Source organism: Sphingopyxis sp. (genome assembly GCF_965227415.1).
Taxonomy (GTDB): Bacteria; Pseudomonadota; Alphaproteobacteria; order Sphingomonadales; family Sphingomonadaceae; genus Sphingopyxis.
Map to the genome: position 1 here is coordinate 2,062,781 of NZ_OZ245749.1, position 12,589 is coordinate 2,075,369.

The 12,589-nt window shown below is 62.7% G+C and carries 10 protein-coding genes and 1 pseudogene; 4 read left to right on the plus strand and 7 right to left on the minus strand.

Annotated elements, in window-relative coordinates; genetic code table 11:
* Positions 1 to 4 precede the first annotated feature (4 nt).
* Positions 5 to 2,194, plus strand: coding sequence for a prolyl oligopeptidase family serine peptidase (locus tag ACO055_RS10125; RefSeq protein WP_158213707.1), 2,190 nt, complete (start codon positions 5 to 7; stop codon positions 2,192 to 2,194).
* Here the strand turns inward: ACO055_RS10125 and ACO055_RS10130 are convergent.
* The 3 genes from ACO055_RS10130 to ACO055_RS10140 are packed head-to-tail and all read right to left on the minus strand — an operon-like array spanning position 2,191 to position 4,749.
* Positions 2,191 to 3,903, minus strand: coding sequence for an asparagine synthase-related protein (locus ACO055_RS10130; protein ID WP_054586705.1), 1,713 nt, complete (start codon positions 3,901 to 3,903; stop codon positions 2,191 to 2,193). The genes ACO055_RS10125 and ACO055_RS10130 overlap by 4 nt on opposite strands.
* A complete protein-coding gene (locus ACO055_RS10135; RefSeq protein ID WP_422058788.1) occupies positions 3,903 to 4,664 on the minus strand; it encodes a lasso peptide biosynthesis B2 protein in 762 nt (253 codons plus the stop codon). Before ACO055_RS10135 ends, ACO055_RS10130 begins: the two co-directional genes overlap by 1 nt.
* The gene (locus ACO055_RS10140; protein WP_158213705.1) at positions 4,609 to 4,749 is read right to left on the minus strand and encodes a hypothetical protein; all 141 of its coding nucleotides are present in this window, start codon (positions 4,747 to 4,749) and stop codon (positions 4,609 to 4,611) included. The genes ACO055_RS10135 and ACO055_RS10140 overlap by 56 nt, the downstream gene beginning before the upstream one ends.
* Before the next feature lie 441 nt (positions 4,750 to 5,190).
* Here ACO055_RS10140 and ACO055_RS10145 point away from each other — a divergent pair.
* Positions 5,191 to 5,364 (plus strand): annotated as a pseudogene (locus tag ACO055_RS10145) (NAD-dependent oxidoreductase); the annotation flags it as partial.
* A gap of 310 nt (positions 5,365 to 5,674) precedes the next feature.
* Here the strand turns inward: ACO055_RS10145 and ACO055_RS10150 are convergent.
* Both ACO055_RS10150 and ACO055_RS10155 read right to left on the minus strand, forming a co-directional pair.
* Entirely contained in the window at positions 5,675 to 6,847 is a 1,173-nt protein-coding gene (locus tag ACO055_RS10150; RefSeq protein ID WP_231732804.1) for a CaiB/BaiF CoA transferase family protein, read from the minus strand.
* 134 nt (positions 6,848 to 6,981) lie between these two features.
* Positions 6,982 to 8,139: an acyl-CoA dehydrogenase family protein gene (locus tag ACO055_RS10155; RefSeq protein ID WP_088473838.1), complete on the minus strand. Its 1,158-nt coding sequence runs from the start codon at positions 8,137 to 8,139 to the stop codon at positions 6,982 to 6,984.
* A 274-nt stretch (positions 8,140 to 8,413) separates the two neighbouring features.
* Here ACO055_RS10155 and ACO055_RS10160 point away from each other — a divergent pair, with 274 nt between their 5' ends.
* Positions 8,414 to 9,061 carry a TetR family transcriptional regulator gene (locus ACO055_RS10160; protein ID WP_054586702.1) on the plus strand — a complete coding sequence of 216 codons (648 nt, stop codon included), beginning with the start codon at positions 8,414 to 8,416 and terminating at the stop codon, positions 9,059 to 9,061.
* Positions 9,062 to 9,188: 127 nt separating this feature from the next.
* On the opposite strand, the gene ACO055_RS10165 is transcribed toward ACO055_RS10160, so the two are convergent.
* A complete protein-coding gene (locus tag ACO055_RS10165) occupies positions 9,189 to 10,604 on the minus strand; it encodes an aldehyde dehydrogenase family protein (RefSeq protein WP_088473837.1) in 1,416 nt (471 codons plus the stop codon).
* A gap of 217 nt (positions 10,605 to 10,821) precedes the next feature.
* Here ACO055_RS10165 and ACO055_RS10170 point away from each other — a divergent pair, with 217 nt between their 5' ends.
* On the plus strand, positions 10,822 to 12,072 hold the full coding sequence (locus ACO055_RS10170; protein WP_054586700.1) for an acetyl-CoA C-acetyltransferase: 1,251 nt from the start codon (positions 10,822 to 10,824) through the stop codon (positions 12,070 to 12,072).
* A gap of 67 nt (positions 12,073 to 12,139) precedes the next feature.
* On the opposite strand, the gene ACO055_RS10175 is transcribed toward ACO055_RS10170, so the two are convergent.
* A complete protein-coding gene (locus ACO055_RS10175) occupies positions 12,140 to 12,517 on the minus strand; it encodes an EthD domain-containing protein (RefSeq protein ID WP_054586699.1) in 378 nt (125 codons plus the stop codon).
* Positions 12,518 to 12,589: the final 72 nt, after the last annotated feature.

Sequence of the window (12,589 nt, forward strand, 5' to 3'; positions counted from 1 at the left end):
GTCCATGCGGAATAGCCTCCGAGCCGGCCTCCCGGCCGCGGCGATCCTTGCCGTCGCGGTGCTCTCCCCTGTCGCCCCGGCAGGGGAGAGCAAGGGCAGGCCCTGGACTCTCGAGGACATCCTCACCGTCCCGGAGGTGAAGGACATCGCCCTGTCGGGAGATGGCAAGCTTGCCATCTACGCGGTCGAGATTGCCGACCTCGCTGCCGACAAGCCGCGATCCCATATCCGCATCCTCGACATCGCTGCCACCCGGCAAAGAACCATAGTGACCGTCGACAGCGCCAAGTCGCTGCGGCGCATCCCCGGCACAGCGGACTGGAGCGCCCTCCTCGACCTCGGGGCGGGCCTGCAGCTCTATCGGATTACGCCCGGCGGCATGGTGCAGCCGCTGATCGTGAACCCGGCGACCGTTCCTGTCGGGAAAGCGGACATGTCTTTTCCGATCGGCGGCGGTGTGCGCCCGTCATCGGTAGGCGTTCTAGACTATGACTGGTCCCCCGGCGGCGCCTGGCTCTGGTATTCGCAGCTCAGAGCATTGCCGAACGCGCCTCGCGTCCGATTCGACGCGGAGGTCAGCGCTCTGAAAAGCCGGCGCCGGTCTACGATAGACGTCGAGATCGACTATTTCCTGCGCGGACCCGACGGGAAAACCACCCTGATGCTGAGCAGGCCATCGAAGGACCGGATGGCGACGCGTGGCGGGGGGCAGATTCTCTGGCGCGGCGATGAGGTTCAATTCCGGGTGGAGACACCCGATGGCTCGGAAGGCGGTCGGTTCGAGATGCGCGCCTGGAATCGGCTGAGCGGAACGATACGCACGCTGGGTGTCGAGCATAATCTGGAGACAATCGCGCTCCTCAGGGGACCGCGCGGCGGCGAACTCGCGACGAGCGGCCTGGCGAAAACGCTGGACCTCGTGGAAACGGGCCCGGACGGGGAACGGCACAGCTACGGTGCGGTCGCATTCACCATAGGCGATCCCCGCGCGGCTGCGCCCCAGGCGAGCCGCGACGGAAAAAAGCTGGTTCTCGGAACCCGCGATCTCGATGCGGCCCGCTACGGGCTGGCCGTCGTCTCGAGCGATGACGTGCGAAGGGTGGAGAGCGAACACAGCCTCACTCGCTGCGCCTATGATAACGCGCTTCTTTTCGCGGTCTGCGTCGAAGAGGGAATCGCCACACCGCCGAGGCTTGTGAAAATCGACCTGAGGGATGGCCGCATCTTCCGGCTCCTGTCGGTCTCGGCGGAGCATGACGCGATCGCTCCCCTCACCATCCTTCCCCGGGTCTGGACCAACCGCGATGGGTATGAAGCCCGCGGCTTTGTCGTCCTCCCCCGCGGCTACCAAAAGGGAAAGCCCTACCCGGCCGTCATCGTTACCCATGGGTCCGATGCCGACGACCGGTTCGCCGCGCCCGGTTTCCAATGGAACTACCCGGTCCAGCTGCTCGCCGAGAGAGGTTATGTGGTGCTGCTGATCAATGACCCCTCCCCCCTGCAATCGGAGGAGCTGATGGCGGCCAGCAAGGCATGGGTTCGCGGCAGCGGGCCGCCGGATTCAGAGACTCTGCAGCGGTTGCTGTGGATCGAAGGCGTCCACATCTTCGAGGATGCCGTCGACGAAATGGCCATCGAGGGTCTCGTCGATCGGGATCGGGTGGGCATCGCCGGCTACAGCCGCGGCTCGCAGATGGTCAATGTCGCGGTGACCCGGTCGCCCCTGTTTCGCGCCGCATCGAGCGGCGATGGCGGCTATCTCGAACCGGCGGGATATGCGACCGCCGGCTCGAGCTATGATGCGGTTTATGGCGGCGCACCGCTGAGCGACGCCATAATCAGCTATCGCCGTTTCGCTCCGTCGCTGAACGCCAACAGAGTTTGCGCAGCCCTGCTACAGCAGGTTGCCTCGGCATCGCCGTCGCAGATCGAATTGTTCGAAGCGTTGCGCGCGGCGAAAGCGCCGACGCAGATCAGTCATTATTCCGGCGCTACGGCAGCGTCTGACGAAACCCATGTCTTCTACCGGCCGTCGAACCGGTCGCTCGCGATGCGGGAGAATATCGCCTGGTTTAACTATTGGCTTCTGGACAAAAATGATACCGACGGCCCCTTCCCGAAACAGGCCGAAAGCTGGGGCAAGCTCGCGCGCGATCGGCCCGATCGTTGCCGCGCGGCGAACGGGCCCGGTTAGGATCCGCTCCACCAGCGCACCCAATTTTCGGCGGCGGCGAATTCGAGGATACGCTGAATTCGCTCGACGCCGCGCCAGGTGGGATCCTCGGCGCGATCGAGAAGCGCGGGATCGAAAATACCCTCGGAAGCCAATAGGCCGTTGCGGAGGCGGTCGTGAAGGCGGTCCCTGTTGCGGCGGTATATCAGGAGATCAAACCCGCCGGGACCGCCCTTGCTGGTGCGGGCGGTGACAAGCGACGTAAGCGCGCTGTCGAAGGCGCGGCGCGCGACCGCGCGATTCCGTCCGCCGGATACCCACATCCAGGTCGGAATCGACAGACAGAGTTCCATCAGGGGCTGCGATATGAGCGGCGCGACATGGGGCGGCGACACCGCGCGCGGATAGAGCTCGATGCTCTTTTGGGTTCGCATCAGATAGGCTGCATGAACGGTCTTTCCGGGCAGAATGTCACGCGGCGGCCGGAGCCAAGGGTGCGTGGCCCCGGCGGCCCGTGCCACCCTCGCGGCGTCCGGCTGCAGCCCCGCTGCGTTGAACCGGATCTGATGCCGTCCCCCGTGGCGGCGATGGCGATCCCAGGCATGGCGCAGGACCGTGCGTCGGTCGGCGCCGGTCAGCAGGCATATGTCGCGCAGCGTGGTTCCGAGCCGTGCGGACGGGCCCTCCGCCAGGACGCGATCGAGAAGGGGAATGGTGCTCCGCAGGCTGCACAGAACAGCGTCGCCGCCATTGCCGGTAAAATAAGCATCTACCGGCATTTCTCTGGCTAACCGTTCGTGGATCGCCTCGTTCGTCTGGCGCCCGATCGGCACGATCGGCCAGGGATGATTGGGCGCGGAGGCGCGGCCGACGTCGATATCGCCAATTTCGCGCTGCACTTCGCGAATATTGAGCCCGAGATGCGTCGCCATGGCCAGCGCATATCGTCGTTCGTCGCCATCGGCATCGGGCCCGAACAGGGTCAGACACGTCAGCCCGCGCGCGGCAGGTGCGGCGCCGGCGGCGACGATCGATGAGTCGAGACCTCCGGATACGCCCAGCAATATCGACGAGAAGCAGCGCGACCATGTCCCCGCGACCCCGCAAACGATGTTGCGCAGGTCCTCAGCGAAAGTCTCGAAGTCCTTGTTCGCGCGCGGCGTGACATGGTCCCATGGGGTCCACCAGCTCTCGAGTGCCACCTTGCCATCGGCAACGGCAAGGCATTCGCCGGCTATCAGTTCCTCGATCCCCTCGATACATGTGCGACGCCCGCGCGCGTCGCCGCTTGAAAGCACGCGCGCGACTTCGCCCAAATCGACGGCGCCGGAACCCGGCGAAGCGAGTTCCGTGATATCGCCGGCGATGCTTATTCCGTCGGCCTCCCGTTTTACGTAGCAGGGCAGCGCGCCGGACGGGTCCCGGAATATCGTCACCGCCCCGTTCCGGCCGATATGAACAAAAACATAGCCGCCCCAAAAATCCGTCAGCAGCTTTCGTCCTTTTTCGGCCGTGAGGACTTGGCCGGGGCACTCAATGGCAGGCGGCACCGCGCTAAATTTTTCGAACAGGCGACCAATGATGATGCTCCGCGCATCCACGTGCTGCAGCGGCTCGCGCGACCAAACCGCCACATTTCCGCAACTGAAATCAGCCGCACCGCGAGCTTGCGAGCGACGACGCAAACCATCCTCTGCGAAAGCGATCTCGATGCGAAATCCACCGGTCATCAGACCGCCAAGATCGGCTTGTAGCGAAGGATGACATCGAGCGGGTCGGTCAGCACCGCTTCGCCAGCCTGAACCCAGCAATGGGCAGCAAAGGGCAATGTCACGCCAAAGACAAGACGGGCGTCGCACCTCGCGCGCGCAAGGATCCGGCGCATCGCAATGCCCCGCTCGAGGCACCGATCCGTGGCAAGCGCGTAACGCCGGGCACGGTGAAACGCGGCGGCGACACGAATATAGGTCTCTTGCCGACTCTCGGGAGAATGTTTTTCGAGGCGCTCACCCATCCGCCGCGTGATCTCGAAAACCGGAATACGGCCAATGTCAAAGCGCGCTCGCCTTTGGGCCGCAATCGCCCTGAGGGTATCGAGCCGAGGCGTATCGGGGAGAGGCTGGTCGATGAGGCTCGCTGTGACGGCCGGCGGCAGGGGCAGATTCCCGATAGCCAATCCGCCAGCGGGACCGATGAGCTGCTGATCAAGCAGAACAGCCTGTTCGTCGTCGCTGGCGCGCTGGTCGAGGAAATGCGCAAAAGCTTGCGACGTCCGCCCCTGGATCAGGAAATAGCGGCCAGCAGGCAAGTCCAGAAACACATATTCGCTTTCGAAGCGGCAAAAGTGCAGCCCTGGCCGGATGTCGTAAGATGGGTCCATGCGATGGCTGTGCCAGAGGTACGGCGCGCCGCAGCGCGGCGCGCCGCCCTGAGGGTCAGTCTTCAGCGGTGATGCCGCCGACGAGCAGGAAGTGCTCGTTGGTATCTTCATCGCGGGGACCGACCGGTTCGATGCCTCGGGTCTCGACGCCGACGGCGCCGAGGTCGATCAGGTCACTGCTGTCCTGCTGTTTCATCACATCTTCCTTCCGAAATCGCGACCGAAATGAGTCGCACTTGGGAAGTTATGCCTCGGAAATTCCGGCCGCTATTTAATAATCTGAAAATAATCGAGCATCGTTTTCAAAAAAAGAGTGACCGCGCAAAGGAAACGCACATCGGGGCACGAACCGCTACCTTTAGCTTGCGCCTGGACATACGTAGCGGAACCCGGTCACACGCCTGCAAATGTGGCGTGACCGCGATCATGCGTTTGATCGGGAGATGTGCAACTCCAACTGGCACCGGAACTGGATGTATCTTTGCCGCACAGGGTTACGTACAAACGCCGAGGCGCGCATCGAACCTCGGTCCCGAAAACGCCTCTGCGATCATCAAAGGAAGCATGATTTCGGCACAGGCCCGTTTTGACAACGGCCAGTTGCGCGCGTCCTTTCTGACTACCGACGATGGCAAAGAACGCAGTGCTGCCGTCCATCATCGGTACGCCGGCGAACCGGGCGGACATGCCGGATGCTGACCTGAGCGACTGGATTTCGCCCCAGGCGGCCGCTCGCGTCGTCGCCTTTCTGCTTTCAGACGAGGCGGCGAGCATTACCGGAGCCCAGCTCAAACTCTCCATGGGGCAATGAGCCAATCGCACGGCGGTGTGCCGGTTTGGCCGGCGCAGCGGCGCGATCAAGCCGCATCGATCTTGCCGGGAGTGCGAGCCTTGCGCGGCAAGGTCAGAGCTTGGCGGCGATCGTCATCAAAATGGCGCCCCAAACGAGGAAGGTGACGGCGTAAACCGCAATACAGTCAGCCTCTTGGCGCAGTCTGGCGCGCATGATCTTCTCTCCTGCTCCTTGCCCCGCCCTTGTTTCGGGCGGTGGCTTCACACAATGCCGTCATCGCGCGGAATCTGGCTTCGGATGCGGGATTCGAGGCCCGCACCAAAAGCGGTCATCCGGAGATGGATCGGCGGATTTCTTCGCTCTGTTCGCCTATCGCCGGGGCGACCTTGCCGGCTCCTCCCAGCGATACGCCAAAGCGGACAGGATGCCCCATCCGGAAGCACCGTCCTTCGGTGGGATGCTCATAGGCTTCGAAGAAGCCGGTGGCGGCAAGATGCGGATCATTCATGATGTCGGCGAGGTCACGGACAGGCTGAGCCGGGATTTGCGCGGCATGGCAGCGCGCAACGAGGTCGGCGGTCGTGAAGCCTGGCGTCAACCTTGCTATTTCGCGGTAAAGGAGCGGGAGATTGCGCCCCCGCGCCTTGCGGGTTGCGAACGCGTCCTGATCGAGGAAGCCCGGATTGCCAAGCAGTTCGAATATCCGCGACCAGCTTTCGTCGGTGTAAGCGACGATGCTCACGTAGCCGTCGGAGGTCGGGAAAGGCTGGCGATCGGGATCGATCTGGCGAAAATAGCCAACCGGAGCATTGGGAGGGTCGAAGGCCAGACCGCCGAGATGCTCAAGCAGCATGAAATTGGTGAAGACCTCGAACATCGGAATTTCAACGAGCTGACCCTCGCCAGTCCGCATGTGATGGATAATGGCGGCGAGCACCGCGTGCGCCCCATGAAGACCGGCGACCTTGTCGGCGATCAGCGAGGGCAGATAGCGCGCGCGCGGATCGCCATCGACGCGGGGGAGAAGCGTTGCCGTCCCCGACGCTGCCTGGATGACGTCGTCATAGGCCTGTAGATCGGCATAGGGGCCATCCTGACCGAAGCCGACGCAATGCGCATAAATGATATCGGGCTTGATCGCCTTTACCGCTTCATAGTCCAAGCCGAGACGTTCGGCGGCTTTGCCCCTGACATTGAGAACGAACACATCCGCATCCGACAGAAGCTTCTTCATCGTCTCGAGGTCGGCAGCGGTCTTGAGATCGAGGGCGATCGATTGCTTGCTGCCGTTGATTGCCATGAAAGCAGGCGCCATGCCGTGGGTCGCGGCCGCCTTGCCCGACCAGCGAAAAGAGTCCCCGCTTCCCGGCACTTCGACCTTGATGACGTCGGCGCCGAGCTCAGCGAGAATATGGGTGCAATAGGGTCCGAAGACGACGGTTGTGAGATCGACGACCTTCAAGCCCGTAAGCATCGCCTTGCCGTCCGCCATTCCCATCATATGCTATTCTCGCTGCCATACCGTAAAGTCACAGCATTTTAATTACCCAATTAATGATGCGCGATCAAGCTGAACCGTCGCGCCTCCCGGCGTGACATGCGCCGAAACATGACGGCACGGAGCGCGACCGACGCTCAGCGAGCGGAGTCGATGGCGCGCCAGACCAGATTCTTCTGAATTTCCGTGGTCCCCCCGTAGATCGTTTGCGCGCGCTCGAAGAAATAGGAAGCCGTGGCGACCGCGGCAAACTCGGGAATGAGCGGCGTCGCCTCATGCCAGTCGGAACGAGAGCGATCGAAAAAGGGCGCCGCATATTCCCCTGCCCGGTCGATATACAGCTCGGTGATCAACTGCGCGGCCTGCGTGCAACCGATCTTCAGACTTGCGACGGTGGCGGCATCGCTTCCATGCACAAGTGCCTTCAGAACCTGCTGTTCGAGCACCATCACCGTAAATTCTGCATCGGCAAGCCGCCGGGCGAAGGCGCGGTCGCCCGCGACCATCGTGCGGAGGGTCGCAAGGTCGCGCTTCTTGCGGCCAACATGCGCGTAAGAGAGGCGCTCATTCTTGAGAAGGACGTTTGCATAATGCCACGCGCGCCCCTCCTCCCCGATGCGGTTTGCGGCGGGAACACGGACGTCGGTAAAGAAGACCTGGTTCAGCTCATGCGCGCCATCGATCGAAACGATCGGCCGCACGCTGATGCCTTCGCAATTCATCGGGGCGCAGATGAGCGATATGCCGTCCTGCTTTCTTTCTTCGTGCGAGGTCCGGCAGAGGCAGAAAATCCAGTCCGCGATGTGGGCGCCGCTTGTCCATATCTTGGAGCCATTCAGAATATAATCGTCGCCATCGCGTACCGCCGAAAAGGCGAGACTGGCGAGGTCGGACCCCGCGTCGGGTTCCGAATAGCCTTGCGCCCAGAAGGAGCGCGACGAGAGGATGTCGGGCAGCCAGCGCTGCTGTTGTTCGGGCGTGCCGAACGCACAGATGATCGGCCCGATATAGATGAGGCCCATCGGAACCAGGTTCGGCGCGCCCGCCAGCTCCATTTCCTCTTCGAACAGATAGCGTTCGACCGGCGTCCATCCCGTGCCTCCGAACTCGCGGGGCCAGCTGGCAGCCAACCAGCCACGGGCCTGGAGCGCCTGCTGTGCGGCTTCATAATCCTGACGGCCGAGAAACTGACCGGTGCGAACCTTGTTCAGGACAGAAGGCGGGAACTCGGTTTCGAAGAAGCGGCGAACCTCGGCCTGGAACGCCCTGTCGGCGCGGCTGAACTTCAGGTCCATGGCCTCACTCTCCTCACTTTTTCAATTGCGATGGACCAGCAATTAATCGCATAGATAATTTCAGGCAAGCGTCGCGCAGCCCATCTATATCTGGCGAACGCTGTGGAGGTTATCGCCTGGACCGGCTGGCAAATAGGACCAGCGCCGCCGCCACAGGGCGTGTGAATATATTGTTCGATCAATTAATTTACGCCATATCCGAACGGCTAGCCGCAAGCTGCGGCGGGCCGATTGCAGGGGATGGTCGTGCCGGGACGACCACAGGGAGTGACGAATGAAGGTGCAGATCGAGGCGGAAGGCGGTTCGTCGACAGCGGAGTCTCGCGAGCGACTGCTGGAAGCGGCGGGACAATTGATGGCCGAGCGGGGTACGACCGATATTTCGTTGAGCGAAATTGCTGCGCGGAGCGGGGTCAATTCTGCGCTGGTCAAATATTATTTCGGCAACAAGGCGGGCATGCTGATGGCGCTGCTTCGCCGCCGCCTGGGTCAGGGAATGGCGGACCTGCAGCAGCTGCTGAAAATGGATATTTCGCCGCAGGACAAGTTGCGCATCCACATCAGCGGCATGGTCAACACCTATTATCAATATCCCTATGTCAACCGGCTGATGCACGAGCTGGCCAACGAGCCGTCGGGCGATTATGGCAAGCAGATCGCCGAGGAAATCAGCCTGCCGGTCGCCAAGGCGCAGCGCGCGATTCTGGAAGAAGGCCGGGCCAAGGGCATCTTCCGCGAGGTCGATCCTCTGGTCTTCTATTTCATGATCGTCGGGGCCTGCGACCAGCTGTTCCATTCACGCCACCAGGCGCGACATGTGTTCGGCCTTGAGGAGATCAACGACGATCTCAAACGCCGCTACGTATCGGAGCTCTGCAACAACCTTATCAGGGGAATCTCGGCCGACCCGCGCGCGAACTGACGGCGCGCCGCCCCGGTTGAGCTCCGCGGGAAGGACGCAAGGCGCCGCGGCCCAGGCGTGGCGCCTCCAGCCGCAGCCGCACGATTCTGCCCCCTCGCGCCGAGACCGACGCCAAGCTCCGCTGGACCTATTTGGCGATCGTAATCGTCTGGGGCACCGTGAACTCGAGCAGTCCCTCCTTGCCGTTCTCGACGCCGATCCCCGATTGCTTGTGACCCGCGAAGGGCGTCCAGGGCATGATGTAGAGCGTGTCGTTGATCCACACGGTTCCCGTCTCGAGACGCGACGCGATGTCCGCTGCGGCCTCCGTGTCGGCTGACCAGATCGAGCCGCCGAGACCATATTCGCAGGCGTTGGCACGAGCGACCACCTCGTCGATGTCGCGGAACTTCAGCAGCGGGAGGACCGGGCCAAAAGCCTCCTCCTGCACCACGCGGCTATCCTCGGGTGGGTTGTCGACGATCGCGAGTGGTACGAAGAAGCCAGTTCCTTCGGGAACGTCGCCGCCGGCAAGGAAGCGCAGCCCCTGCTGCTTGGCGTCCTCGATGAGATTCTTGACACGTTCGAACTGGGGGCGGTTCTGGATCGGTCCGAAATTGCTTCCCTGGTCGAGCCCGTCGCCGACCTTCGCGGCGCGCGCGCGCGCGACAAGTGCATCCGCCACCTTGTCATACACATCTTCGTGCACATACATCCGCTTCGTCGCGATGCAGATCTGGCCGCTGTTCGCGAAGGCCGAGAAGAAGAGCTTGTCGGCCACCTCATCCAGCGCCACATCGGGCATGACAATTGCCGCATCATTGCCCCCGAGCTCAAGGGTCACCCGCTTGAGGCCTTTGGACGCGGTTTCCATGACGCGCTTGCCAGTCGCGGTCGAGCCTGTGAAACTGATCTTGTCGATGCCCTCATGCGCGGTCAGCCAAGGGCCAAGGCGATCGCCGCCGCTGATCACGTTGAACACGCCTGGCGGAAGATGCTCGCGAAGAAGCTCGGCCAACTTGAGCATCGTGAGCGGTGTAAAGGGCGAAGGCTTGAGCACCAGGGTATTGCCGGTAAGCAGCGCCGGTGCGATCTTCCATACGGCGAGATTGACCGGGAAGTTCCAGGGTACGATGCCCGCGACCACCCCGAGCGGGACGTGGCGCGTTTCGGACCGTTTTGAAGCGCTATCCTCGGTGACGGTAACCGGAATGTCCTGCTTCGATACCTCATTGGCCCAATAGGCGGCGAAGGCGATCTCCTGCGCCGCGCCGTCGAGCGGGCGTCCCTGCTCAAGCGTAAACAGACGGGCGAAGTCGGCCTGGTGCTCGGTCAGAACCTCGCCAATCCTGGCCACCGCGCGCCGCCGCTCCTCGATCGGTGTAGCACGCCAGCCGGGAAAGGCCGCGCGGGCGGCGGCCACGGCGTCATCCAACTGCTTTTCCGAGCAGTCGGGAGCTTTGGCAACGATCTCCTCGGTTGCCGGATTGATGACATCGATCGTCTCGCTCGACGAGACGGCCTTGCCGCCGATCGTCATCGTGAAGCTATCGAAAAAGCTCATCCGGATTTTCTCCCATCAGGTGGCCGCAAACAATTGGCTCTATTTAATCATTCAATTGATTATGCGACGAGGCAAGCGTTTTTTGCATGCAGCCTCGCTGCCGGTCGGGCTCCCGAGCCCTCCGTCCGCACCGACCAATTCGCTTGATCGAAGCGAGGGATTAAATTAATCGCTCGACTAATTCTGGATCGGACCAACTTCTTGCAAGGATGCTTTCATGACTGAAGCCTATATCATCGACGCCGTCCGCACCCCGCGCGGGATCGGCAAGCCCGGCAAGGGCGCGCTTTCGCACCTTCACCCGCAGCATCTTGCCGCGACGGTGCTCGCTGCGATCCGCGACCGCAATAATCTCGACACATCAACGGTCGACGACATCGTCTGGTCGACGTCGAGCCAGGTCGGCAAGCAGGGCGGTGACCTCGGCCGCATGGCGGCGCTTTCGGCGGGCTATGACATCAAGGCGAGCGGCACGACGCTCGACCGCTTCTGCGGCGGCGGCATCAGTTCGGTGAACTTCGCGGCGGCGTCGGTGATGTCGGGTATGGAAGATTGCGTGATCGCCGGCGGCACCGAAATGATGAGCTTTACCGCCAGCCACGCCGCTGAGCAGGCCAACGCCGGCCTTGCCCCCCAGATGATGGGATCGGGTCATGAAGCGCTCGACACGCTCCACCCGCAATCGCACCAGGGAATTTGCGGCGACGCGATCGCGACGATGGAAGGCATCAGCCGCGAGGCTCTCGATGCGCTCGCGCTCGTCAGCCAGCAGCGCGCCGACAAGGCGATCAAGGAAGGCCGTTTCAGCAAGTCGGTCGTCCCCGTCCTTAACCCAGACGGCAGCGTTGCGCTCGACCGCGAGGAGTTTCCGCGCCCCGAAACGACCGCCGAAGGGCTTGCCGCGCTGAAGCCCAGCTTCAGCGGCCTGGCCGATTTCGATCTTGGCGGCGGGGTGACCTTCCGCAAGCAGATCAACCGCCGCTATCCCGACCTCGAAATCCAGCATTTCCATCATGCGGGCAATTCGTCGGGCGTCGTCGACGGCGCCGCGGCGATCCTGCTCACGTCGCAAGCCTATGCCGAGAAGAACGGCCTGACCCCGCGCGCGCGCATCGTCGCTTATGCCAATATCGGCGACGACCCGACGCTGATGCTCAACGCCCCGGCCCCGGCGGCGAAGAAGGTGCTCGAAAAGGCGGGGCTGACCAAGGACGACATCGACGTCTGGGAAATCAACGAGGCCTTCTCGGTCGTTGCCGAGAAGTTCATCCGCGACCTGGATCTGGATCGTGAAAAGGTCAACATCAACGGCGGTTCGATGGCGCTCGGTCACCCGATCGGCGCGACCGGCTCGATCCTGATCGGCACCGCGCTCGACGAACTCGAACGCTCGGGCGGCCGCTATGGCCTGGTCACCATGTGCGCCGCCGGCGGCATGGCGCCGGCGATCATCATCGAAAGGCTTTGACGTCGAAGCTTTGGCTGACGGATTGGAGCCGATAACAAATAGCGGCGGGCGGCGCATTCGCCCGCCGCTATCCATTGCTGATGATGTCGTGCCCCTGAACCCAGAAGATGGGCGAGTTGGGAAGGTCGATGAACCTTTTCTCGTCGGCGAGCAGCAGCCTGCCTGCGGCGCGTCCTGCCTCGGTCATACCCGCCGCTCGCACGGCAGCCGCGCTATCGTACCAAAGCTCGGCAATACCGTCGTAGGGCGGAAGCTCGCAGCCGCGGCCAGCCAAAGCACGGGTAAGCCCGTCGTCGTCAAGGGCGTGCGACTGGACATAGCGGCGGATGCCAAGCGTCTCGGCAACGCTGCGAACAAGCGGTGCATGTTGATTGAGCCAATAGTCCTGAAATTCGGACAATGTGAGAGCGGGCAACCGCCGCAGGCAGAATTTGATGGCAATCATGGTCAGACTTTCTTGTGAAAGGGTCGCCGCGCGCCCCGGATGGGAATTGGCTCTGGTCGCTGTCCCGCGCTT

Coding starts and splice junctions, on each gene's coding strand:
- ACO055_RS10155 (WP_088473838.1), bottom strand. CDS start 8,139: ATGGACCTGAAGTTCAGCCGCGCCGACAGGGCGTTCCAGGCCGAGGTT.
- ACO055_RS10135 (WP_422058788.1), bottom strand. CDS start 4,664: ATGAAGATACCAACGAGCACTTCCTGCTCGTCGGCGGCATCACCGCTG.
- ACO055_RS10140 (WP_158213705.1), bottom strand. CDS start 4,749: ATGAAACAGCAGGACAGCAGTGACCTGATCGACCTCGGCGCCGTCGGC.
- ACO055_RS10125 (WP_158213707.1), top strand. CDS start 5: ATGCGGAATAGCCTCCGAGCCGGCCTCCCGGCCGCGGCGATCCTTGCC.
- ACO055_RS10130 (WP_054586705.1), bottom strand. CDS start 3,903: ATGACCGGTGGATTTCGCATCGAGATCGCTTTCGCAGAGGATGGTTTG.
- ACO055_RS10165 (WP_088473837.1), bottom strand. CDS start 10,604: ATGAGCTTTTTCGATAGCTTCACGATGACGATCGGCGGCAAGGCCGTC.
- ACO055_RS10175 (WP_054586699.1), bottom strand. CDS start 12,517: ATGATTGCCATCAAATTCTGCCTGCGGCGGTTGCCCGCTCTCACATTG.
- ACO055_RS10170 (WP_054586700.1), top strand. CDS start 10,822: ATGACTGAAGCCTATATCATCGACGCCGTCCGCACCCCGCGCGGGATC.
- ACO055_RS10150 (WP_231732804.1), bottom strand. CDS start 6,847: ATGATGGGAATGGCGGACGGCAAGGCGATGCTTACGGGCTTGAAGGTC.
- ACO055_RS10160 (WP_054586702.1), top strand. CDS start 8,414: ATGAAGGTGCAGATCGAGGCGGAAGGCGGTTCGTCGACAGCGGAGTCT.